General features: G+C 40.1%; 23 protein-coding genes. 8 read left to right on the top strand and 15 right to left on the bottom strand.

All coding sequences use genetic code 11. From position 1 onward, the window contains the following. Position 1: 1 nt before the first annotated feature. Together LBYS_RS13350 and leuB are read left to right on the top strand one after the other, a co-directional pair. The gene (locus tag LBYS_RS13350) at positions 2–1,525 is read left to right on the top strand and encodes a hydroxymethylglutaryl-CoA lyase-like TIM-barrel protein (RefSeq protein ID WP_013409376.1); all 1,524 of its coding nucleotides are present in this window, start codon (positions 2–4) and stop codon (positions 1,523–1,525) included. Between the two features lie 6 nt (positions 1,526–1,531). Continuing rightward, positions 1,532–2,596 carry a 3-isopropylmalate dehydrogenase gene (gene leuB / locus LBYS_RS13345; protein WP_013409375.1) on the top strand — a complete coding sequence of 355 codons (1,065 nt, stop codon included), beginning with the start codon at positions 1,532–1,534 and terminating at the stop codon, positions 2,594–2,596. Positions 2,597–2,675: 79 nt separating this feature from the next. Here the strand turns inward: leuB and ltrA are convergent, their stop codons facing one another. The 8 genes from ltrA to LBYS_RS13305 all read right to left on the bottom strand — a co-directional run bounded on the left by ltrA (position 2,676) and on the right by LBYS_RS13305 (position 13,736). After that, positions 2,676–3,950 (bottom strand): group II intron reverse transcriptase/maturase, encoded by a 1,275-nt coding sequence (ltrA, locus tag LBYS_RS13340; RefSeq protein ID WP_049781352.1) that lies wholly within the window; start codon positions 3,948–3,950, stop codon positions 2,676–2,678. Between the two features lie 622 nt (positions 3,951–4,572). Next, on the bottom strand, positions 4,573–5,448 hold the full coding sequence (locus LBYS_RS13335) for an FKBP-type peptidyl-prolyl cis-trans isomerase (protein WP_013409374.1): 876 nt from the start codon (positions 5,446–5,448) through the stop codon (positions 4,573–4,575). 4 nt (positions 5,449–5,452) lie between these two features. Beyond that, positions 5,453–6,289: an FKBP-type peptidyl-prolyl cis-trans isomerase gene (locus LBYS_RS13330; protein ID WP_013409373.1), complete on the bottom strand. Its 837-nt coding sequence runs from the start codon at positions 6,287–6,289 to the stop codon at positions 5,453–5,455. Positions 6,290–6,319: 30 nt separating this feature from the next. Beyond that, positions 6,320–7,360 (bottom strand): DHH family phosphoesterase, encoded by a 1,041-nt coding sequence (locus LBYS_RS13325; RefSeq protein ID WP_013409372.1) that lies wholly within the window; start codon positions 7,358–7,360, stop codon positions 6,320–6,322. Positions 7,361–7,439: 79 nt separating this feature from the next. Further along, positions 7,440–9,188 (bottom strand): glycoside hydrolase family 9 protein, encoded by a 1,749-nt coding sequence (locus LBYS_RS13320; RefSeq protein WP_013409371.1) that lies wholly within the window; start codon positions 9,186–9,188, stop codon positions 7,440–7,442. Positions 9,189–9,254: 66 nt separating this feature from the next. Beyond that, complete coding sequence (locus LBYS_RS13315) at positions 9,255–10,325, bottom strand: branched-chain amino acid aminotransferase (RefSeq protein WP_013409370.1); 1,071 nt, start codon at positions 10,323–10,325, stop codon at positions 9,255–9,257. Between the two features lie 59 nt (positions 10,326–10,384). Next, entirely contained in the window at positions 10,385–11,815 is a 1,431-nt protein-coding gene (locus LBYS_RS13310; RefSeq protein ID WP_013409369.1) for a S41 family peptidase, read from the bottom strand. A gap of 103 nt (positions 11,816–11,918) precedes the next feature. Then, positions 11,919–13,736, bottom strand: coding sequence for an ABC transporter ATP-binding protein (locus LBYS_RS13305; protein ID WP_013409368.1), 1,818 nt, complete (start codon positions 13,734–13,736; stop codon positions 11,919–11,921). A 141-nt stretch (positions 13,737–13,877) separates the two neighbouring features. Here LBYS_RS13305 and LBYS_RS13300 point away from each other — a divergent pair, with 141 nt between their 5' ends. The 3 genes from LBYS_RS13300 to purU all read left to right on the top strand — a co-directional run bounded on the left by LBYS_RS13300 (position 13,878) and on the right by purU (position 17,016). After that, entirely contained in the window at positions 13,878–14,774 is an 897-nt protein-coding gene (locus LBYS_RS13300) for an EamA family transporter (protein WP_013409367.1), read from the top strand. An 87-nt stretch (positions 14,775–14,861) separates the two neighbouring features. Further along, positions 14,862–16,175 carry a ribosome biogenesis GTPase Der gene (der, locus tag LBYS_RS13295; RefSeq protein ID WP_013409366.1) on the top strand — a complete coding sequence of 438 codons (1,314 nt, stop codon included), beginning with the start codon at positions 14,862–14,864 and terminating at the stop codon, positions 16,173–16,175. A 1-nt stretch (position 16,176) separates the two neighbouring features. Beyond that, positions 16,177–17,016 carry a formyltetrahydrofolate deformylase gene (purU, locus tag LBYS_RS13290; RefSeq protein ID WP_013409365.1) on the top strand — a complete coding sequence of 280 codons (840 nt, stop codon included), beginning with the start codon at positions 16,177–16,179 and terminating at the stop codon, positions 17,014–17,016. On the opposite strand, the gene LBYS_RS13285 is transcribed toward purU, so the two are convergent. Then, positions 17,013–17,618 carry a hypothetical protein gene (locus tag LBYS_RS13285; RefSeq protein WP_013409364.1) on the bottom strand — a complete coding sequence of 202 codons (606 nt, stop codon included), beginning with the start codon at positions 17,616–17,618 and terminating at the stop codon, positions 17,013–17,015. The two genes, purU and LBYS_RS13285, sit on opposite strands and share 4 nt — an antisense overlap. 177 nt (positions 17,619–17,795) lie before the next feature. Here LBYS_RS13285 and LBYS_RS13280 point away from each other — a divergent pair, with 177 nt between their 5' ends. Beyond that, entirely contained in the window at positions 17,796–18,482 is a 687-nt protein-coding gene (locus tag LBYS_RS13280) for a hypothetical protein (protein WP_013409363.1), read from the top strand. Positions 18,483–18,491: 9 nt separating this feature from the next. Here the strand turns inward: LBYS_RS13280 and LBYS_RS13275 are convergent, their stop codons facing one another. Then, positions 18,492–19,220, bottom strand: coding sequence for a polysaccharide deacetylase family protein (locus LBYS_RS13275; protein ID WP_013409362.1), 729 nt, complete (start codon positions 19,218–19,220; stop codon positions 18,492–18,494). 105 nt (positions 19,221–19,325) lie between these two features. On the opposite strand from LBYS_RS13275, the gene LBYS_RS13270 reads away from it, so the two are divergent. Continuing rightward, on the top strand, positions 19,326–19,667 hold the full coding sequence (locus LBYS_RS13270) for a DUF4890 domain-containing protein (RefSeq protein WP_041823721.1): 342 nt from the start codon (positions 19,326–19,328) through the stop codon (positions 19,665–19,667). Positions 19,668–19,679: 12 nt separating this feature from the next. On the opposite strand, the gene LBYS_RS13265 is transcribed toward LBYS_RS13270, so the two are convergent. The 3 genes from LBYS_RS13265 to LBYS_RS13255 are packed head-to-tail and all read right to left on the bottom strand — an operon-like array spanning position 19,680 to position 21,555. Next, positions 19,680–20,573 (bottom strand): carbon-nitrogen hydrolase family protein, encoded by an 894-nt coding sequence (locus LBYS_RS13265; RefSeq protein WP_013409360.1) that lies wholly within the window; start codon positions 20,571–20,573, stop codon positions 19,680–19,682. Beyond that, on the bottom strand, positions 20,570–21,175 hold the full coding sequence (locus tag LBYS_RS13260) for a GNAT family N-acetyltransferase (RefSeq protein WP_013409359.1): 606 nt from the start codon (positions 21,173–21,175) through the stop codon (positions 20,570–20,572). The genes LBYS_RS13265 and LBYS_RS13260 overlap by 4 nt, the downstream gene beginning before the upstream one ends. Beyond that, a complete protein-coding gene (locus LBYS_RS13255) occupies positions 21,151–21,555 on the bottom strand; it encodes a nuclear transport factor 2 family protein (protein WP_041823718.1) in 405 nt (134 codons plus the stop codon). Before LBYS_RS13255 ends, LBYS_RS13260 begins: the two co-directional genes overlap by 25 nt. A gap of 131 nt (positions 21,556–21,686) precedes the next feature. Here LBYS_RS13255 and LBYS_RS13250 point away from each other — a divergent pair, with 131 nt between their 5' ends. Continuing rightward, positions 21,687–22,274: a hypothetical protein gene (locus LBYS_RS13250; protein WP_013409357.1), complete on the top strand. Its 588-nt coding sequence runs from the start codon at positions 21,687–21,689 to the stop codon at positions 22,272–22,274. Here LBYS_RS13250 and LBYS_RS13245 read toward each other — a convergent pair whose 3' ends face one another. Together LBYS_RS13245 and LBYS_RS13240 are read right to left on the bottom strand one after the other, a co-directional pair. Further along, complete coding sequence (locus LBYS_RS13245) at positions 22,275–23,153, bottom strand: DMT family transporter (RefSeq protein ID WP_013409356.1); 879 nt, start codon at positions 23,151–23,153, stop codon at positions 22,275–22,277. Positions 23,154–23,207: 54 nt separating this feature from the next. Beyond that, positions 23,208–24,200 (bottom strand): aspartate-semialdehyde dehydrogenase, encoded by a 993-nt coding sequence (locus LBYS_RS13240; protein WP_013409355.1) that lies wholly within the window; start codon positions 24,198–24,200, stop codon positions 23,208–23,210. Positions 24,201–24,272: the final 72 nt, after the last annotated feature.

Below are 24,272 nucleotides of genomic sequence, written 5' to 3'. Positions count from 1 at the left end.
GATGAAAATAGAGGTAATGGATACTACCCTTCGCGATGGGGAGCAGACGAGTGGAGTTTCTTTCTCCGCATCTGAGAAGCTGACCATCGCGAAGCTTCTTTTACAGGAAGTAAAAGTAGATAGGTTAGAGGTAGCCTCCGCAAGAGTATCTGAAGGAGAGCTAAAAGCGGTAAAAGCCATTACTAGTTGGGCTGGAGAAAACGGTTTTCTAAACCAGATTGAAGTACTCACTTTTGTAGATGGTTTAGCTTCCATAGAATGGATGGAAGAAGCAGGAGCAAAGGTGATGAACCTTCTAACAAAAGGTTCTTTAAACCACTTAACCCACCAACTAGGCAAGACTCCGGAACAACATTTTTCTGATATTCAAGCGGTTATTTCGGAAGCAAACAAAAGAGGCATCACAGTCAATGTATACTTGGAAGATTGGAGCAATGGTATGCGCCATTCCAAAGGATATGTGTTTGAATTTCTTGAATTTCTTAGAAAGGAACCCGTAAAGCGAATTCTTTTACCGGACACTTTAGGTATTTTGACTCCGGATGAAACCTATGATTTCTTGAAAGAGATCATAGAAAAATATCCGGAATTACACTTTGACTTCCACGGGCACAATGACTATGGATTAGCCACCGCTAATGTCTTAAATGCGCTCAGAGCGGGAGTAAAAGGAATACATTTGACCGTAAATGGGCTGGGCGAAAGAACAGGAAATGCTTCATTAGCCAGTGTTGTAGCCGTTATTAATGACTTTTTACCAGGAATAAGTACTTCAGTGGTGGAGTCCTCTTTATATTCCATTTCCAAGATTGTAGAGAGCTTTTCCGGTATTCGTATCGCGGAAAACTACCCTATAGTAGGGGAAAATGTATTTACCCAAACTGCCGGAGTTCATGCTGACGGAGACAAGAAGAAAAATCTGTATGTCAGCGATTTAAATCCTGAACGTTTTGGACGAAAAACTTCTTATGCCTTAGGTAAAACTTCAGGAAAGGCGAACATAGAAAAGAACCTTCAAGAACTAGGCATCAAACTAAATGACGAAGACCTAAAAAAGGTCACTGCCAGGATTATCTCATTAGGAGACAGAAAAGAGACCGTCACGAAGGAGGACCTTCCCTATATCATTTCTGATGTACTAGACAGAGCCACTATTTCTGAAGATATCAAGATTCTGAACTATGTGCTCACACATTCCAGGGGATTGCAACCTTCTGCAACATTACAAATTCAAATATTTGGAGATGTTTTAGAGGAAAATGCACAAGGTGATGGACAATACGATGCCTTCATGAATGCATTAAAGAAAGCATTGAAGAAAAAAGGCATTTCTTTACCTTCGCTCACTGATTACTTGGTACGTATCCCACCGGGAGGCAAGACAGATGCCCTTTGTGAAACCATTATCACTTGGGATCTGGATGGCAAAAATACTAAAACTCGTGGCCTTGATTCTGACCAGACCGTCTCTGCAATTGAAGCCACGCAAAAGATGTTAAACCTAATAGCTCGACAATACAATTAAGAATTTATGAGAAAACATATTCTAGTGGTTCCGGGAGATGGAATCGGACAAGAAGTTACGCAAGTAGGAAAGAAGGTTTTAGAACGCGTAGCGGAGAAATTTGGACATGATTTCACTTATGATGAAGCATTAATAGGCCACGTGGCTATAGAAGCTACAGGTGATCCCCTACCTGAAGAAACTCTGGTTAAAATGAGATCTTCTGACGCCATTCTTTTTGGTGCAGTGGGACATGCAAAGTATGATAACGATCCCAATGCCAAGGTTAGACCAGAACAAGGTCTATTAAAGATGCGTAAAGAGCTAGGTTTATTCGCAAATTTACGTCCAATCAAGTTATTTGACGAACTTTTAGCCTCCTCAAGCATTAAACCAGAGATCCTAAAAGGCTCTGACATCCTGTTTTTCAGAGAGTTAACAGGAGACGTTTACTTTGGAGAGAAGAAAAGGACAGAGGATTCTGCTTCAGATTTGATGATCTACCATCGTTATGAGGTGGAGAGGATTGCGAGAAAAGCATTTGATGCCGCCATGACTCGTGGCAAAAAGCTGATGTCTGTGGATAAAGCTAACGTGCTAGAATCCAGTAGACTTTGGAGAGAGGTGGTTCAAGAGGTTTCTAAAGATTATCCTGAAGTTACTGTAGAACACCAGTTTATTGATGCTGCTGCCATGCTTTTAATCAAAGACCCTAAAAGATTTGACGTGGTGGTATTAGGCAACTTATTCGGGGATATACTTACTGACGAAGCTTCTCAGATAGCGGGTTCTATGGGTATGCTAGCCTCAGCTTCTATCGGAGAAAGTACAGGCGTATATGAGCCAATACACGGTTCGGCACATGATATTGCAGGTAAGAACTTAGCTAACCCTATGGCTTCTGTTTTGTCTGCTGCCTTATTATTAGATATATCGTTTGGCCTAAAAGAAGAAAGCGAGGCTGTAATTTCAGCAGTTGACGCCGTATTAAAAGCCGGATTTAGAACTGGAGATATTGCAGATGAAAATACACCTAAAGAAATGATCTTAGGCACTCAAGAAATTGGAGAGGAGATCTTGAAAAGAATCTAATCGAGTAGGAAGATAGGGATTATTTCCCTATCTGTCCTCTCACACCACCCGGCATACGGATCCGTACCAAGGCGGTTTGTTAGAATAACGTCGTTTGATGCGTTGTTCTCCAGTAATAGTAGTCTGCAAATCCTTCGTAACCTAATTTAGTAAAGTATGAGTTTGTTAGCGTTGTTTGAACGATAGGGCTTGTCCCTGTCCGAGTATAGGATTTACGGGTGTTCGCATGTTGGTAGGCAAGCCAGCGTTTGGCTCCCAGTTTCATTAAGTTCCGAATTCGATTACCTGCGGTCTTCCATTGCTTCCAAAGCAGAACACGCAAGCGTCTTCGCACTAGTTCATCTAGTGTTACCATCACCTTCTTATTCGTTGCTATACGAAAGTAATCCACCCAGCCGTGAATAATTTGCCGTAGTTTAGTCAGTCGCTCATGCATAGGAGTAGCTGTATTACGTCGAGTATTTTGACGTAACTTCTCTCGGATTCGTTCGATACTCTTTGCAGAGATACGAATCTGCCAATCTCCTTGAGTTTTGAAGAAACTAAAGCCGAGTAAACTACTTTGGGAAGGTTTGCTTACCTTACTCTTTTCACGGTTCACTTTCAGTTTTAGTGTAGATTCGATGTAACTGGTGATGTTGCGCATAATACGAGTGGCGGATTTATTGCTCTTCGCGTAGATACTACAGTCATCCGCATAACGTACAAATCGATGTCCACGGGAGCTGAGTTCCGTATCCAGTTCGTTCAGGATGATGTTTGACAAAAGTGGACTTAAAGGACTGCCCTGTGGTGTGCCCTTGGTTCGCTTTTGTTCAAGACCATGATCCATAATCCCACAACGAAGGTATTTCCCGATCAGCGCTAGGACTCGACGATCCGTAATCTTCTTGCTCAAAAGATGCATCAGTATGTCGTGGTTCACTTGATCGAAGAATTGTTCCAAATCAAGTTCAACGACCCACGTGTAGCCCAAGTTCAGATACTCTTGCGCTTTAATGACGGCCTGATGAGCATTACGATTCGGACGGAAGCCGTAGCTGTTATCGTGAAAATCACCCTCATACTTTAACCCAAGCCATTGGGAAATGCTTTGCTGAATAACACGGTCGATGACCGTTGGGATACCCAGCATACGCTTGCCGCCACTTGCTTTGGGAATCTCTACTTTCCGAACAGCTTGTGGGCGGTAAGTGCCAGAGAGAATATCCGATCGCAGGGATTGCCAGTGCGTGTTAAGGTAGTCACGAAGATTATCGATCTGCATACCATCAACTCCGCTAGCACCTCCATTAGAGATGACACGATCAACTGCGTGTTTGACATTTCGGATGTGTAATATCTCTTCCAACATAGTATTACTAAAAAAAAACCTCAGGCATTGTGTCCACTTCGTTGCACGACTCAGCTAAGCTCCTCTTGCATTTTACTATCAGTTTCCGACCTACCCTCATGCAAGCAGTTCTCTTATGTGGTTCGGCTTTTAACACTTCGTCATAAACTTCATGGTTCCTTTGCCATTCTAACATTCAGACCTTCCCCTGTATAAAGTAGAGAAGCAGGGTACTATGTCCTCTGCTGACTTCTGACTAAAGCATACTAGCATTATTATTCTGCTATATGTTTCTTCGCGGGCATTCGCGTATACCTTTGACAGAGTTTAGTCAGATCTCCCCAGGTAAGAACAATAACTTTCACCTCATATATCCGCTACATTTACCATAGTGTTTCCGTACAGTTTAGGGCTTCGGCTTGTTTTGCAGCCTCACCCAACACTTGCGGCCTTGTATGTAGTTTCTGTTCGTCGGATCGAGGTTTTGCCTCAAACTTCCTTCAGATTCCACCTCACGGTGGACACCCTTGTCCTAAGCTAACACTTCCCACTGCAAAGGCGTGTTCGGGACTTACACCCTAGAGTTATTGCACATGCTGGGCACACAAAATAAAGGCCCGATGTAAAAATCGGGCCTTTTCATTTACTTATGCTGTACTAATTCAATCTCAAATATTAGCGGCATATAGCCCGGAATACTCATATAACCCGTTTCTTTATAACCTAAGGCTGAAGGTAAGAAAGCGGTAACCTTCTCTCCTCTTCGCATTAATTTGATAGCTTCAGAGAAACCTGGCACTACTCCGGATAATTGGAAAGTTGCTCCTGTTTCACTCTTATCAAACACTACACCTGAAGGAAACTTACCTACGTATTTAACAGTAACACTAGGTCCTACCGCTAAAGAGTCAGTAGTTTCCTTGGTTTTTGCTACTAATAAACCTGTTTCAGTACTTTGGGTGATATTAATTTTATTCTTCTTGATAAAAAAGTTTAATTGGTCCGCTTCAGAAAGGCGATTCACAACTTGAACGTCAACTTTTAGGAGGGCATTGTATTCGACTCCTCCAGGAGGATTTCCACCGTATCCCAAAGTACTTGGCAAAATGAAACTGCCTTTTCCTCCATTTCCTAAGAAGTTAGTAGAGGCCACAGATAAACCTAAAATCTTATTAGCATATCCACCTGCATACACGAAAACGGAATCTTCTTGTTTTACCGTTTCCACAACTCTATTATCAAGAGTCTTAATGGTGTACGCTATCCAGATAGCTTGATTTTTGTCGTACTTTGTAATGGTATCCCCTTTTGTTTCTATCATGGTAAATACCGGATAGTAGTTGCCATAAAAGTCATAAAGAGCTTCTTTACGTCCTGTCAAGTTATTTGCTGCCACATACTCATCCATAATTTTCTCTTGTTCTCTACCTAGGATTGTGATATCAGATTCCTTAGGTTCATTCAAACAAGAAGTAAGACCAAACGCCGCAACAATTACAAATAAACTTTTTCTTATCATTACTTTACTTTTTTATTACATCTACCACTTCCATCTCAAAAACGAGAGGACTGTTAGGAGCGATAGGACCGGCACCTCTTTCACCGTAAGCAAGTTCAGAAGGGATGATCACTACGCTCTTTCCACCTTTACGCATAGTTTTTAACGCAATTTCCCATCCTGGTATTACACGGCCGGCACCAACTTGTAAATCCAGAGTAGCATCTCCTTGAGATTGATCGAAGATTTTACCGTCTACAAATTTTCCTACATACTTCACTTTTACTTCGTCACCATCCTTCACTAAATCTCCGGAACCGGCAACAGTTTGTAAGTGATATATTTCTCCTTCTTTAAGAGCACCTTTCATGTTCTTGTCAACGTACTCTTGAATTATCTTAGGCTCTTGAGCCTTTTTCTCTGCTAGCTCTTTTTGAAAATCTTCTTGAGACTGGATCTTATGCATCTTTACGATGAATCTTAGATCTGTACCGGTTCCAATCTCCAAAGGAACAGGTTGTCCCATCATTTTAAATAAAGTATCAGCACTTACAAGAACGGTAGTACTATCTCCTTCACCTATGTGGTAAAGTGCATTTTCAAATGATCCTTTAAAGAAACCTTTCTGAATAGGAACATTAAAAGGATTTCCGTCTTCGTAAGAACTCTTAATCACAGAGTCTTTCGCAGTTTTGATCACCAAGTCGAAATTGATGATATCACCGTCTTTAGCAAATTTTCCTGAGGTTCCCTTCTCATGAATCTGAAGACGGTCACCGTCAGGGGTAGTAGTTACCTTATGCTCATTACAAGAGATAATACCTGCGGTTAAGAGTACAAGGGCTGAGAGTTTTAATTTCATTCGTTTCTTTAATTATAATTACGCAATTGATTAAGAAGGCTGACTAAGCAGCTCCGCTTTTATGTTGGGCAGCAAAGTTAGGAATTTTTCAACAGTTTCATTCAAAGATAATTGAGATCTCCCCCCTGAGGCATTTTTATGCCCTCCCCCATCAAAATGAGCTCTAGCAAAGTCTGCTACGGAAAAGTCTCCAACTGAGCGAAACGAAATCCTAATCTGACCTTCTTTTTCTGTAAATAATACAGACATCACGGAGTTAGCTATACTTAAGCCTTGATTTACTAACCCTTCTGTATCTCCATTGCGGGAATTATAACGTTTTAATTCTTCCTCTGAAATCGCCATATATGCTACTCTATATTCCGGCAGGTAGTTCAACTTTTCACCTAACACAAATCCTAAGAATTTTAGCTTTTCAAGAGGATTATTGTCAAATAAACTTCTATGAACTTTAGCCGGCACCACACCTCGTTCTAATAATTCTGCAGCTATCCTATGTACTGCAGGGGTAGTAGCGTCAAATCTGAATGAACCAGTATCTGTTAATAGGCCAGTGTACAGACAAATCGCCGCCTCTTTCGTGATGCTTGCTTCAGGTTCCATGTCCTTGATCCACCTAAAGATCAACTCACAGGTCGATGAAGCCTTAACATCCCAATAATACAAGTCCCCAAAGGATTCAGGCTGTTCATGATGATCTACCACTATCTTCAAAGCTTTTGCTTGAATTACGGTATCTTTCATCTCTTTTAGTCGGGAGCCGGAAGAGAAATCCAAGCAAAAAATGATATCTGCTTCTTCCACTATTTCTCTATGACTCTCATCCCATACCTTAACCTCTGAGGCGCCAGGCATCCATTTCAAGTACTCTGCCGGTTCCGTGGGACTTATTAAGGTAACATTACTCTTACCCTTACTTTCCAGATAAAACTTCAATCCTAAAGAGGATCCATAAGCATCACCATCCGGATTTTGATGGAAAGTGATTACAATGGATGGATAACCTGAAAGACGCTGAAGAAAGCTTTCTTTTTCCTCCGCCTTATGGGTAAAAAACAGATGTTCTTCCATATACAAAGATAGTCTAAGTGAAAGTATGCTCTTGGCTACTTCCTATTAGTTGTTTAAATATTGTACCGTATACTCAATTTTAAAGGAAATGTGCCATCATGAGCAAGGACCCTGCGGTTCCATCCATGGTGGGCTCATTTGTACTGTAATCTCCTAAGTCATCGTGATAAACCACGTGGTTGTTTTGGAATTCTGCAAATTCATCAGGATGCAGAAGATGAATTCCAATCAAATTATTATAGATCGAAGCATAAACTGGTCCGTCTACCAGGCCGCCGGGAACTTCTAATTTCTTCAAGGCGTATAAGCTGGTATGAACTTCTCTAGGAAACTCTCCATTTTCCGGAATTCCGGAGTACATGGATGTTCCCCAAGGGTTCCTTCCCAGCAGCCAGTCCCTTTGGAGTAATAAGTACTCATTGTATTTTTTTGATCCTGTCATTTTCTCAAACAGAATCAACTGGCCTGCTAAACTGGATAGAAAGTTATTTGAACACCAAAGGAAAGGAACTCCCACCTTAAATGGATTTCTATTCGCTCTGTTTAAAGTATATCGGATACCTTCTTCATAGTAGGATTCTAATTTCTTTTGAAAATCCTTATCCACTAACTCGTGTAAAACAAAATGTCCAAAATTCAAGAAAGGATATAGACGGTAATGATCTGTAGTATCTTTTACCGTCCAGGAATCTTCGGTATTACTTTTTAGGGCGAATTCTTTTGCATCATCTAAGTAGGATTTATCTCCCGTCAAACGATAAAGTTCTGCAGCCCCCCATTCCATATCGTCATACCAAGTGCTTTCATTGTAGCGATATGGTGCTTTAACTGAATTTCCTTGTTGGTAGCCCGGTTTTTCTTTGCCTAAAGCATATACGGTTTTAGCCGCTTCCGCACATCTAGCTGCAAATTCAGCATCATATTTCCACAGTTTTGCCCCTAATGCAAAAGCAGCAGCGCATCTTCCCGCAAGATTAGAAACTCCCGTAGCTGAAGACATGAACTTGCCTAAACCTTGAGGTTCACCAGTGGCAAAATAGGCTGGTCTGTAAGAGTTTGCCCCCCAACCGTAATCTGAATTGTCATTATCTGGCATTTTATATCCAGCGTGGTCTCTATCGTCAGCTATTTGATGTACGAGGCTTTTAGGATCCGGGTGTACTTTAAGTAACCAATCCAATCCCCATTTTGCTTCGTCTAAAATATCAGGTATACCATTTGCGCCAGGTTTACCTAAGGCATCTACTTTATCTTCAAACTTATTAGGATAAAGTTCATAGGTTTTAAGCATATGCGCTGTAGCATAGCTTGATGTTATAAGGTATTTCAATTGATCTCCTGCGTCATGCCAACCTCCGCTGACGTCTACAAAGGTGGTATCTTTCATTGGTCCATAAAAACTATATCCATCCTTTTGGTGACAATACACATCTAGTTCTGGATTATAGCCGCATCTTTGTTGGCGCATAAACCTTAGAAGGAGATCTGGAATTCCGGCGTAAAGTTTAGTTCCAATAGGAAAGATTGTAGATTTATCATCTCCGGACTTCAAGTAGTAGTTACCTATCTTTTGAATTTTCGAAAAATCCAGTTCGTAGTAGTAGTCGAATGTCCCCCAATTCCCATTAGTTACCGCCTTTATTTTCGGAGTCAGTACAGTTTTGTCTGTTTGGGCATCTACTAGATACACCTTTTGGGTAAGTGGTACTTTAGAAAAGGCTACTGCTACTTTGTTTTCATTCTGCAGGTATCCTACCTGATTAATGCGAAAGTGGGTTTGTGCCTGTAGATAAAATGAGGTTAGAAGGATGAATAGAAATAATCTCATGGTATAAACAAATAAGAGGCTGTCTTTACGTAGACAACCTCTTACAAAGATACAAATATTAAAGCTTTATGCTACTTTCCACACCCATCCGTACTTATCGGCTATTTTTCCTGTACGTATGTTGTTAAGAATAGTTTTCAAGATTTGAGAAACAGATTTCTCTGTGATTTCTGGAAGTTCAAGGTCTACGCCTTCGTATCCTACTGCGGAGAAAGGAGAAACTACTACTGCTGTCCCTACACCGAAGATTTCTGTTACGGAACCATCTTTGATACCATTTATAATCTCTTCTACAGAGACTTTTCTTTCTTCGATAGTATATCCTTCGTCTTTTGCAATCTGCAATAGAGCTGCACGAGTAGTACCTTTCAAGATCGTAGTACTAACTGCAGGAGTAATAATTTTACCATCCTTCACGAACATCACGTTCATGGTACCTGACTCTTCAAAATACTTATGCTCAATAGCATCTGTCCAAAGCAATTGAGTATATCCTTGGTCAGCGGCCAATTTAGCAGGATATAAGGAGGCGGCATAGTTACCTGCACATTTTGCATAACCTACACCTCCCGGAGCGGCACGGATGTATTCTGTCTCTACTTTAACTTTTGGTGGTTTAGAATAATAAGGACCGGCAGGGCTCATGATAATCATGAATCTATAGTTCAAGGACGTTCTAACCCCTAAGTATTCATCTGTAGAGAACATGAATGGACGAAGATACAAAGAATTATCTCCCCCTTTTGGAACCCAAGCAGCATCCAGACGAAGAAGCTCTTCTAGACCTCCGATGAAGATTTCTTCCGGAACGGCCGGCATACTCATTCTTTCGGCAGAAATATTGAAGCGCTTGAAGTTCTCTAATGGCCTAAACATGAAGACTTCATCACTGTCAGATTTAAACGCCTTCATCCCTTCAAAAATCGCTTGACCATAGTGCAGAGAAGCGAGGGCCGGAGTAAACTCCATTTTACCATAAGGAAGAATTTCCGGTGTCTTCCATTCGCCGTTAATGTAGTCAGCCACTAACATGTGATCTGTAAACAGTGAGCCAAACACAATGTTATTTGGGTCCAACTGATGAATCCTACTCTTCTCCACCTGTGTGATTTTGAAGTTACCTGTCTGTATTGCCATTTCTAAAGTGTTTAATCGTGTGCAAGTTAGCACATTTTTTTTGTTGTCAAAACAATGAATTACTGTTTTCTATCCCAGTACATATCGCGAATATTATTTCTCGGATTATCAAAGCCCCCGGAGGCTCCAAAACTATCCATTCCTTTCTCTACACGTACTCTGGCAGAAGTCATCGTTCCGGAAATGTGCTGCAATGCTACATTCAAAAGAGTCTCTTCCGGATCTCCGAAAGGTCGATACGGCAATTTATTATCTACCACTCTATAGTCGGGCACAAATCCATCTTTCGTACCATATTTAGCTTCTCCAATAGCATTTACTGTACGTAAAACGATAGGCTGCAAGCCCCATTTCCATCTGTATTTATTCTCCTTATCATCAATGGTAATCGAACCTACATCTTTCCCGTAGGTATTCTCACCAATGAGGATAACGTCCATGAACGGCTTAAGGTTATTGATCACCAACTCACTAGCGGAAGCTGTGGAATTCGAAACCAGGACATAAACTCTACTTAGATTACCTAGATTATTTGGCTCACTTAACCATTTGGTTTCGTATACACTAGAGGGAAAATTTGCTAATGCCATATAATTAGCACTCCAAATCTGCTTGTTCATCAATGTGCCGGGCTTCAAATCTTTCACTATCAAAGAGCTTAGCACATCTGAAGAGGTTATGTAGCCTCCTCCGTTATACCGTAAATCCAAGACCAATTCACTTACTCCTGCCCCCTTAAAGTTTCCAAATATGGATCTCAACTCATTATCAAATGTGTTAGCAGTACCAGGGATAAATTGATTGTATACTATGTACCCCACTTTTTTATTCCCCAGGTCAATGATAGAACTGTGGTGAACGGGATAGTTCTGAATGACTTCTTTGGTGACCTTAATGCTAGTGTTTGAGGCCACAAAGCTTCCATTACTAGAAGTACCTAAAGTAAGATCTAATACTTCAGGGCTAAGGATGGTCCTATAATTAGATGTGTCAATCTGTACTCCATTCACCTTCATAATGATATCGCCTCTTTTCAGTCCCGCTTTAGCTGCTGGAGAGTTCTTGATAGCATATCTGACGGCAAAAAGAACATCTTTGGATCCGGATCTCACCAAATAAGGCATATAACTAAATCCTGATGATTTGGTGATTCCATTTAAACTATTTGCTAGTTCTTCTGCATCCTCTTCAATCCAGGAAAAGCGGTCCACTGTACCGTATTGGTAAAGCAAAGACGCGAAATATTTATCTGGAGTTATAGATGTTTTAGTACTCGACTTAAGCGGCATTTTATCTCCCCAGAGATAATAGACGTTCATGTTGTCATAGATCCAACTGTTTACCGTAGTATTTGAATTACCTTTATTAGCCGCTGGAGTAACTGCATTGGGATCTTCGTCGCCATTTTTGATTTTTGATACCTCTGTCAAGCTTTCGCAGGAAAAGAAAGCCAGCGATAAGCAAAGCCATCCACCAATTAACTTCTTCATTTAGTGATCGTTTAGTTTTTAAATCATGGTAAGGAGCAAACTTTTTGCCTGCCCGACAAGGAAAATTGAGCGTAAGGTAGAATTTCTAATCCATAAGCGCAAATTAAAGCTCTTGAAGACTAGCCAATTTCCTATAATATCCTTGATTTAAAGCCACTAGTTCCTCATGTGTTCCGGCCTCCACAATCTTACCTTCGTTGATCACCAGAATCTTATTGGCATTCTGAATGGTACTCAAACGGTGAGCTACTACCAGAGTGGTTCTATTTTTCATCAATTCGGTGAGTGCTTCTTGAACCAACTTCTCAGATTCTGTATCCAAAGCAGAAGTGGCTTCATCAAGAATTAAGATAGGAGGATTCTGAACAATAGCCCTCGCTATGGATATTCTTTGTTTTTGTCCACCGGATAAACGTGAGCCTCTGTCTCCCACAGAAGTTTGGTATCCTTCAGGCTGTGCCATGATGAAATCATGGGCATTTGCTATTTTAGCTGCACGGATAATTTCCTCTTCTGAAACCACTCTACCAAAAGCAATGTTGTTTGCAATGGTATCATTAAAGAGCATGGGCTCTTGCGTTACCACGCCCATTTGGCTTCTTAAACTAGATTGGCTTAGGTCACGTATGTCTACCCCATCAATCTTGATCTTACCGGAGCTGACATCGTAAAATCGGATAAGCAAATCAGCTATGGTGGACTTTCCTCCTCCTGAAGCACCTACTAATGCTACCGTCTCACCTTTGTTCAGAGTAAAACTGATATCCTTCAAAATAGGTCTGTCAGTCGTATAGGAGAAGTTTACGTGGTCAAATTCAATCTCTTTTTCAAATTTCATCTCCATTTGACCGTCAGGGATCTCTACGTCCTTATCAAGTAATTCTAGGATTCTTCCTCCGGCCACTATACCTCTTTGTGCCTGACCAAAGGCATTGGAAATGTCTTTTGCCGGACGAGTGATTTGTGAGAAAAGTGCTATAAAGGTGATAAAATCTGAAGCCTGAAGATCGCTACTTTGATTCAGGATCAAAGCACCTCCAAAGTACAACAAGCCGGCTACTGCAGTCACTCCAGAGAATTCTGAGAATGGGCTGGCTAATTCTCTTTTTTTGGAGTAACCATAAACGGCTTTTCTATATTGATCATTTTCATGAGCAAATTTACCCGATACAAAGCGCTCTGCTCTGAATGCCTTTACCACTCGCATGCTTCCAAACGCTTCATCCATTACGGTGACAATATTACTAAGTCGCTGCTGTGAGTCAGTAGCATTGGTTCTCAGTTTTTTGATCATATATGCCAAAAAACCTGAGATCACAGGTACTAGGAGTAATGCGAATAAAGACAGTTCCCAGGATATGGCTACTAAGGCTACTATAAAAGATACTAGGGAAATGCTCTCTTTGATGACCGCTGAAAATGAACTAGCAATGGAATTTTCAACCTCCTGTACATCCCCGGTGATTCTGGACATCAATTCACCTTTCCGTTCGTTCGTAAAAAAACCCAGGTGTAAACCCATGGTATGCTCAAAAACCCTGTTTCGTAAATTAGCGATCATGTTTGTTTTGAATTTTTCCAAAACACGAACACTAAGGTATTTTGCCAGGTTATTGATCAAGCTAGCTAGGATCACAGCAAATACGACGAATTTTAGAGTAGCTAACTTTCCATTTTCCAAGGCATTTTGGGCAAAACCTTTATAGAAGTGGCCAATGATATTGTACCATTTAGGTTCAGTGGCTAAGATGGTTTGTAGCTTTTCAGGGCTAACTTGCTCAAATAAAACGTCGAGCAAAGGCTTGAGTAAGGCCAGATTGAGCACCCCAAATACCCCTGCAATGAGGGAAAATATGGCAAAAGGAACCAAGAAATTCTTCAAGCTTCCAGCAAAGCCGAGTATACGCAAGTAAATTTTCATCGGCGCAAAGGTAAAAAAGTATTGCCTTACTTTTGAGCTAGATTAAACCTGAAGTGGGCAATTTTTGGTTTGAAATTAAAATGTATCCTACATTTGACACTATACTCGTAGAGAAATTGTTAATCACAAAAACCCTATCCAATGCTCTACCTTCTGCTAAGCATACTTCTATCTGTGGGACTACTTATCAACTTTAGACTTTTTCCAAGGTTTAATATCCCTACAGTTCCTGTCATTATTTTGAATTATTTTGTCTGCTTTCTGTTAGGGTACAGTCTGATGGGGAAAGAGGAGAGTTTCCAACTTGACCTCAATGTATCCTGGACCTGGTATTGCCTGGCTTTGGGAATGGGATTTATCATCACCTTCATGCTTAGTGGAGCCGCCACCCAAAGAATAGGAATGACCCTCACATCGTTGGCAAACAATATTTCATTGATCATTCCTGTACTGTTTAGTCTTTTTGTATTTGGATCAGAAGGACTAGCCTTTGGTCCAATAAACTATACCGGACTAGTAATTGGAATAATAGCAGTAGGGATTGCAACTTATAAAGCTGATGGTTCAGACCACAAAGCTGGATTTTGGCAAAGTGGCGGTTTAGCTTTAGCGGTTTTTATATGTTATGGGATTAGTAATACAGCTATAAACTATATACAGATGAACCTGATAAAGAATAGCCCCGGAGCTATTCCTGTGATGTTAATCATGGTATTGGGAGCTATTCTTTGCGGAATATTGTTAGGTATATATAGGGGTATTAAAGGATTAGATCAATGGAACTGGAAGGTTTTGCTGGCTTCAATAACCCTAGGAGTACCAAATTTTCTATCCTTTTATTTCCTGATTATGGCTTTGAACTATTATGAAAGTAGTGGAGCTTTTGTGTATCCTTTGTATAACATGGGAGTCATTTTAGTTTCTGCTTTTATATCTGTACTCCTGTTTAAGGAGAAGTTAAATAACATGAACAAAGTGGGATTAGCCTTAGCAGTGCTTGCTATTGTTTTAATTTCATGGAACTCTTTATTTGTTTAATATCAAGCCCTTTCCAGATTTTCTTAGTAACTTTGTGACCTTTTTTCCCTTTTTAGTAGCCGGGAAAAAGCTTTTAATAATAGACTTATGGCAAATATTGTAGCAATAGTGGGTAGACCCAATGTAGGGAAATCTACCCTTTTTAACAGATTAATTGAGGAGCGAGTAGCCATTACAGATAACCAGCCTGGCGTTACACGTGATCGCCATTACGGAAATGCCTTTTGGTTAAAAAAACACTTTACACTGATAGATACAGGTGGATATGTAGTGGGATCTGACGATACCTTTGAAGAAGCGATACGCTCTCAGGTAGAGTTAGCCATTGAAGAAGCTACGGTTATCCTATTTGTAGTAGATGCAAAAGATGGTTTAACGGAGCTGGATGAGGAATTTGCAGATGTATTGAGAAGAAGCAAAAAGCCTGTATTTATTGTAGCTAACAAGGCAGAAACCTTTGAAAGAGCAAACCTTACTGCCTCTGAATTCTACGGCATGGGCTTGAATTCAGAAGTTTATCCCATTTCTGCTATTGACGGAAGTGGTACAGGAGAACTCCTGGATGCTTTTTGTGAACATTTATCAGATGAAAAGGAGGAAGCAAATGAAGAGGGGGTACCTAGAATTGCAATCTTAGGAAGACCCAACGCCGGAAAATCTTCATTTCTGAATGCCTTATTAGGTAAAGATAGAAGTATAGTTACAGATATCGCCGGCACTACAAGAGATGCCATAGATACACGCTATAAAATGTTTGGCAAGGATTTCATCTTGACGGACACAGCCGGAATTCGTAAAAAGGCTAAGGTGAATGAGGATTTGGAATTCTACTCTGTACTTCGTTCTATTAAAGCTTTAGATAAATCTGATGTCTGTATTATCTTATTAGATGCTACAAAGGGGCTAGAATCCCAGGACATCAGTATCATAGCGCAGGCGCATAATGCAAAGAAGGGTATAGTGTTAATGGTCAATAAGTGGGATGCCCTGGAAAAAGATTCCAAAACGGCTGACACCATGAAAAAGGAGATTCTAGAGCGTATTGCTCCTATGAATTATATGCCGGTGATCTTTGCTTCTGCACTTAATAAGCAAAGAATCTTCCAAGTGATTGAAGCCGCTATGGAAGTTTATGAGAACAAGACTACGCAGATCCCTACTTCCAAGATAAACGATGTGTTGCTGCCTATTATCGAACGCACGCCACCTCCAAGTATTAAAGGAAAGACGGTGAAAATCAAGTATATTGTACAGTTGCCTACTCCTTCTCCTACCTTTATCTTCTTCTGTAATCTTCCACAGTATGTGAAAGAATCGTATCAAAGATTCTTACAGAATCAGATAAGAGAGCATTTCGGTTTTGAGGGAGTGGTGATTACCACCTTCTTCAGAAAGAAATAAGATGGGAAAATACATTCTTCTCACTGAGGGCCCAGATGCAAAAGGCTTAATCTTTCATGTTACATCCGTGCTTTTTGAGTACGGATGTAATATTCTTAAGCAGTCGGAATATGTAAGTCCGGACAAGCATTTTTATATGCGTACGGAATTCGAACATCCTGGAAGTTTTGAAAAAGAGGCACTTCTAGAGGCGCTCAAGAGTAGAATAACTGATCCCCTTTTCCACTTCAAGCTTGATACTCTTCAAAAGAAGAATATTGTTATTTTATGTACAAAAGAGCATCACTGCCTTTCTGAAATCTTAGTTCGTAACTGGTTTGGGGAGATCAACGCAAACGTTTTAGGGGTAATCAGCAATCATAAAACATTACAACCCTTTGTTGAAAAATTCGGCCTGCCCTTTCATGCTATTGAAGCTGAGGGTTTAAGTAGAGAAGAACACGAAGCTAAGGTATTGGAAATACTATCTAGTTATTCCGCAGATTACCTAGTTTTGGCGAAATACATGAGAATTCTTTCTCCGGAATTCATCAGAAGATACCCTAATAAGATTATAAACATCCACCATTCCTTTTTACCAGCATTCGTAGGAGCTCAGCCCTACAAACAAGCATACGACAGAGGCGTCAAGATCATTGGAGCCACGGCTCACTTTGTTACTGATCAGCTTGACCAAGGCCCTATCATAGCCCAAGACACTAAGGAAATTGATCACCGATACTCGGCCTCAGACATGGCGAGAGACGGTAGAGAAGTAGAAACGAGAGTTCTTTTAAAAGCTTTGGAATGGGTCTTCTCTGACCGAGTATTCATTTACGGCAACAAGACCGTTATTCTTTAAATAAAGAACCCTATTCGTAAGACAAATCGTCCGTCACCAATAGATTGCCTATTGATGTAGCCGGAATTGGGGGCATTTAAATTATACAAAACGGATATAAAACCGCCTCCTTGTGTACGCATTCCATTTTGATAAAATCCCGCTCCAATATACCCTGTTCCGCCCCATTTGTTTTTCGGGTTTAATCCTGTAATGGTAGTAGGATCTACGTCATAAAAATTATAAGGGGAAGAGTTCATCAACTCATACTCTGCATGGGCAAATACAGTCCTCCAGATGGCTTGTCGAACAAATACCTTAGGCCCTACAGATAAGCCTCCGCCGTACATCTTCTCTGCTCCATAGTATAGAATGGAGGCGCCCACTCCGGCCACAGTACCCTTCTCGGTGATATCCCAACCTACCATAGGAGTAGCTTCTAGATATAAAGTGCCCCAAAAACCTACCCAAATGTTTCCACCATAATGGAATTTCTCTTTCCAGGGAGATTTAGGCTTTTCCAATTCTACTGCTTCTTCTTCTTCCGGTAGTTCTTCTACAGGAGGAATGATTTGAGCAGAAAGGGAAAAGGAGAACAAAATAAATATGAGGTACTTATACATCTAGGTTTATATGCTTTTTCTGTTAAACGGGTTCAAAGATAAAAAATTGAATTCGTAATGGAATGAATTTCAACCTTTATAACAGCCGTTTACCAATTTAATTTCCCTTTAATACTATTTTACAAAAGCTTGTTAGGTAAATTGATTTAATTTGCAAATAGAACATAATTAAATACAATGAAAAAACTAATTTTGGCTCTTTTAGTTAGCACTACAACTTTTGCTCAGAACATCACCCCGAAGGAAGTACTGGAAAAATACTTTAGCGCTATTGGTGGTAGAGAGAACATGGATAAGGTTAAATCTCTGTATGCTGTTTCTACCACCTCTGTTATGGGTCAGGAAATAGAGGCTGTTGAAAATAAAAAAGCACCTAATAAATACTCTTCTGTAGTAGATCAGAATGGAGTAGAGATGGCAAAGGTAATCTTTGATGGATCAAAAGCCTTCGTAAGTCAAATGGGACAATCTCAAACCTTAGAAGGAGATGCCGCAAAAACATTATTGACTCAAGCATTGATATTTCCTGAATTGATGTACGCAGACGAAGGCATCACTTTAGAAAGCACCACCAATGAAAAGGCGGGAGATGAAGATTGTTATGTCATCCTTGTTAAAGGAATCCCAGGCTTGAATTCAATTAAAGAATTCTATTCGATGACAAGTGGATTAAAATTAAAGCAGGAGATTGAAAGTCAAACGGGAGTGGTATCTATACATTATAAAGATTACAAAGACCAAGGTTCGGGAATTAAAATGGCTAATACCCTGGTTCAAGAAGCTATGGGAATGACAATAGAAAAGCAGTATACTACACTTCAGATCAACGCTGAAATTCCGGATTCTGCATTCGAAATAAAATAATACAAGGGGCTAAGGCCCCTTTTTTAATAGCTCATCTATCCGTACCCATTCGTAATCTTGTAAAGCATCAAACAGTTGGGGCAACTTTAAATAAAACTTATCCTTCCTGTCCGGATGAGTTCCCATATGTACTAGAAGAATGAATCCATTTAGACTCTTCTTTCTTTCTAGTTGGATTATACTTTCATAAATCACTTCAGAACTCCTGTAGTTCTTCATATCAGGAGTGGTATAATCAGCATTTGATAAAGTTCCTGGTGTAAAGTTTACTATCTGTAGCTCTAATTCTTTTGCCCAAGTACTGATTTCAGCATTATACCATTCATAGGGAGGCATATAATAGGGGGCATGATCTATTCCCTGCTTTTTCAGCTCTGCTAAATTATCTACTACATCCTTCACAAATTCTTCCTTTGAAACCAGTGTGCTATCCCTTTTTTCCCAGGCACAGTAGAGTAGATGTTGGTCGGAATGTGCCCCTAAGTAGTGACCTTCTCTCTTGATAGCATTTACTACATTAGGGTTATTTCTAAAATATTCTCCGGTCAAAAAGAAGGATGCTTTCTTTCCTTTTAAAGCTTTCAGAATAAAATCTGCACCTTCACCATGATCATGTGCTGTAAACACCAAAGCTATCTTTTTCGAAGTAGAATCGCCCCGGATTATTCCTCCTTGAACCCATGTATATTGAGCTATTAGAGAGTGGCTTATAAAGCATAACAGCAGTAAAAATCGCATGTTAATTTATGTATAATAACGTTAAATAACCTTTAAATCAACATAATGCGAATAAACCTCCGACAGGAAATTTATTCTTATATGCACAAATCAATTTTTAAAATTATGAAAAAGACAGTAGTAATGATGTTAGTAGCAGGATTTATGTCCTTTGGTGCATTCGCTCAGCAGAAAAGAGATTTTTCTCCGGAAAAGATGGCGGAACGCAAAACGCAACATATGAAAGAGAAATTAAGCTTAGATGATGCTCAATATAAGAAACTATATGACATCAACCTGAAAGAAGCAAAGAAGAAACATGCTGAGGCCCTTGAAAAGCGCGAAAAGATGAAAGTCGAAAGGGCAGAACTAAAAAAGCAATACAGCTCTGTATTGACTCAAGAGCAATTGAAGAAATGGGAAGAGGGGAATAAGCCTCGTGGCAAACGTCCGCAACGAGGAAAATAAAATGAGGTGGGATTAACCCACCTCTATTTTTTTTCGAACAATCTCAAATTTAAAATCCTTGTGAACCTGCAGAATTTTCTGATGATCCTCAAAATTCCTCACGCCACCCTCTTTTCTGATTCTTTGGTTTAAAGAAAAATCCAGTTCCTGGATCAGCCAACCTTGCAATTGTTTAGGCCCTAGCTGCAATATCCCATCTTCTGGAAGTCCTAAGTCCGGACTGGAATAAAATCCTGTATAACCATAATTATAATCTACTGCAGAAGACCATAATGCTTCTCCTATGGTTTGGGATACGGCCGTGTAACATTGATTTTCCAATGCTCTGGCCCTTGCTCCTACATGAACTCTAGTGGCTCCCCTCAATGTTTCTGTACAACTTGGCAAAAGAATAAGATCTGCACCGTTTTCTGCTAGTAATCTGCTACCAATGCTGAATTCTGAGTCGTAACAGATTTGTATCCCAAAACTACCTTTAGGAGTTTCAAAAACCGTCAATTTAGGTTCACCTGGCGCAACATCCCAATCAAACCTCTCAAAAGGCGTCATAAACCATTTGTCCTGATAGCCTACTTCCTCTCCCTTTGGTCCAAATACAAAAACTCTATTGATGACCTTATTTTCCCAAAGTAGAGGGAAGCTTGGCGCTACTATAATCTTCTTGTATTTCTCAGCTAGAGCTGCATAGCAACTTTTAAAAGCATCCAAATAGGTCTGCATGGCAGAAACTTGCACCTTAGGGTCTTTCTCCTCAGGCAGAATGCTCGCCATTTCCATAGATCCGTATTCAGGAAAAACGAGTAATTCCGCTTCGTTTCCTTGGATTACCCACTTCTCTACATGCTCTTTCCACTCCTCTAAATTTTTATGCAAGGTTATGGGATAATTTGCAACGCCAATCTTCATATTTTCTTAAACCAATAATCCATAGGTTTTTCATCTTCTTCATCCTTGCCAATATCTAGCCAAGAAAAATAAGACACCAATCCCTCTTTCTTTTTATATCCTTGACTAAGCCAGAACGGATCCAGGGGCTGATAATCTGCAGGACGTAGGGGATGATTTTCAGGTCTCCTTACTCCACAGAAGTAAACCTCCTCTATTCCTTGTAGACTTTTAGCATGGGCCTCTCTTTCCTGAAAAAAGCGCTTCCCATAACCTAATCCTCTATATGGCTTTAGAAGGATGCTTTCACCAAAGTATACTATCTTTTCCAAAGGTAATTTAGACTCTCTAAATGGTAGTATTACCTCCTCTGTTTCGTCCAGCAAAGGGATACAGGTAGTTGCCCCCACCATCTTATCTCCGTCAAACACAGCAAAAAGAAAAGACTGCTTGGAGTTTGTATATGTTTTAAGGTATTCCTTTTCATATTCCAAGCTTCCTTCGTAGAGGTAGGGAAAATCGCGGAAAACCTGGATGCGGAGTTCGGCTAATTGAGGTATAACCTCTTCTATTTCCTGCCCTATAAATCTTTTTCCCATCAATTCAGAACCATGGACTCCCATAATGGCAAATTATAGTAGGTGGTAATACGAGTAATCTTTCCCTCCTCTACTTCGAGAAATGCTCCTGCAGGAAGAACATACTTTTGTCCCTTTGCTTCCGGCAATCCTTCATCAGTGGATTTGTATATTCCGTTTACCACAAATTCTACTGCTACTCTTTTACCTTCAGGTTCTGAGAAGAAAACTAAATCCGTTAAGGTTTCCTGATAGCAGCGCTCCATGTGAGCTTGAAATTCTTTGAATTTATCAAGGCCTATTCTGGGTGTTCCCTGATTAGGTTCATGTCTTATATTTTCACATAAAAGGGATTGCATTCCCTCCCAATTGCCATTATTAAAATGTGAATAATATTCCTTTACAATTTCAACACTTTGATTCATTAGCAGATACATAAATTATTGATACAAAAATAGCTCATTCCCCTCCAGAATTTCGCTTTTTCGTATTGAAAATTAAGATATATGCTATATCTTTGAATGCCTGAGCAACCAATATGTTTTAAGATAAGTTCATGGATAATTCCCAGGAGAAGGCATCTTATTTGCTACTAATTGAACCAGAAAAAAAAGTCTCTTTTAGAATTGAAAAACTAAGAGACAGCATTCGTAGCGAGGTAAATATGGTTCAAAACCCCTTCTTCACCCCTAGTATAGCCGTATTGGATTATCTTCAGCATGAAAGTTATGAAGCCAGAATGCTCCCTCAACTGAGAAAATTCTTTGCGCAGGTTCAACCCTTCACCTTACAATTAACTGATTTTGGCAGCCATCCGGATACGTTTTACATACAGGTAAAACCCACTCCTAAAGAGCTGCTAAGAATGACGAACAAAAAGAACGATTTACGCAATATTACGCGTACAAATGTCAATGTTCATCCTCTCTTCCACATTCCCGTTTTCAAGGATTTAGATACGGATATGTGCAGCTGCATTTCTGAAAAATGGCAGAATAAGCACTTTGAAGATTTGTTCGTAGTTAAAGAACTCATTTTCATGAGAAAGAAACCTCATCAACGCCATTATCAAGAGATCACAAGATTTCCATTGATGGGCAAGGAGGTTAAACCTCAATTTGTACAAGGTAGACTATTCGAATAGTTATTTCTTACCAATCAGAAATACCCCTATCATTACTAATATGGACCCTGCTAATTCCTGTAGGGTAAATCTTTCATTCAAAAAAAAGTAGCCCATAATTAAGGTGGATACCGGACCAATGCTTCCAATGATGGATGCTTTATTTGCTCCTAATAGTCGTATCCCTTCCATCATTAGAAAAGTGGGAATGACGGTACTGATCAAAGCAATCCCTAATCCATAATAATACACTCCGGGGTCTAAATTCCCCCAGGATATGGCAGGCGTAAAGGCTACATGAATAAAAACAAACAGAGAAGAAAAGATCATTCCAAGGGTGTTGGTGTTAATGGAACCTAGTCGGCTACTAAGTTCCCCACTAAAAACAAGATAAAGAGCATAAGTAACCGCACTTAGAAAAACCAAAACACCACCTACTATGACATTTTCCCCGGCAAAAAACTTCGGTTCAGCCGCAATGATAAATATTCCACCATAACAAAGGACCAAAGCCCAAATTGAAGTCCTTGAGATGGCCTTTTTGAAAAACAATCTGGAAAAGAGTACCACAAGGGTAGGGTAAGTGAACAAGATTACCCGTTCAATGCCGGCAGAGACATATTGTAAGCCCTGAAAATCTAACCAACTGGCCATATAGTACCCCAGAAATGCTGACAATAATAGAATAGCCCACTCCTTGATTTTCAGAGAGATAAACTTTCCGTTTTTATAGCGCCACAAGGCGATAATCAGAAATATTGGCAAGGAAAAGAAATAGCGAAGCCCCAACAGCTCCATGGTTGACGCATCGTATTGAAGGTAAGCTAGTTTCACCATAATAGCTTTTGCGGAAAAGCATATGGCTCCTAATAAAGTAAACAGTATTCCTTTTTGGTTCATTGAAAAAAAAGTCCCGCATTTCAGCGGGACTTTCTTAATGGGTGAGCCTTTTTCTTAGATCAAACCTTTTTTGGAAAGATATTCCGCTATTTGCACAGCATTTGTGGCCGCGCCTTTGCGCAGGTTATCAGCCACGATCCAAAGGTTAAGTGTATTATCTTGCGATTCATCTCTGCGAATGCGACCCACAAAAACCTCGTCTTTGCCGTGTGCATTTATTGGCATTGGGTAAACCAGATTTGCAGGATCATCTTGAACTATGACACCTTCAGTAGCTTCCAAAAGTGCACGCACCTCCGCCAAATCGAAATCGTTTTCAAATTCAATATTCACCGCTTCAGAATGTCCGCCAATAGTTGGGATTCTTACTGTAGTAGCGGTCACCCGGATACTATCATCTCCCATGATCTTATTGGTTTCTTTGATCATCTTCATTTCCTCCTTCGTATATCCGTTTTCTTGGAATACGTCAATATGAGGAAGTACATTTAAATCTATGGTGTAAGGATACACTTTCTCAACTGAACTATCCCCTGCTCTTTCACCAAATAATTGATCAACGGCTGCTTTACCTGTCCCTGTGACAGATTGGTAAGTAGAAACTACTACACGTTTAATTTTATACTTATCATGCAGAGGTTTTAAAACCACTACCATCTGTATGGTAGAGCAATTAGGATTAGCGATAATCTTGTCCTCTGCTGTTAACACATCAGCATTTACTTCAGGCACCACTAATTTCTTTGTAGGATCCATTCTCCAAGCAGAAGAATTATCTACCACTGTGATCCCTGCTTCAGCGAACTTCGGAGCTATAGCCAATGACGTACTACCTCCAGCTGAAAAAATAGCCACGTTAGGTTTCTTTGCTATAGCCTCATCATAGCCCACTACCGTGTACTCTTTACCCTTAAAGCTTACCTTCTTACCTATACTCCTTTCAGAAGCTACCGGAATAATTTCAGAAACAGGAAAATTTCTTTCCTCTAAAACTTTAAGAATCTCACCACCTACTAGACCGGTGGCACCCACAACTGCTACTTTCATGTTGAAAATTTACTTTTGTCTCCCCGACCCATGGCAGAGTATGAATAAATCTGAAAGAGAGAGGTCTATTCT

The sequence above is a fragment of the Leadbetterella byssophila DSM 17132 genome (assembly GCF_000166395.1).
Lineage (GTDB): Bacteria > Bacteroidota > Bacteroidia > Cytophagales > Spirosomataceae > Leadbetterella > Leadbetterella byssophila.
Note: the sequence above shows the minus strand (reverse complement) of the source record. Positions and strands in the feature narration are given on the sequence as shown.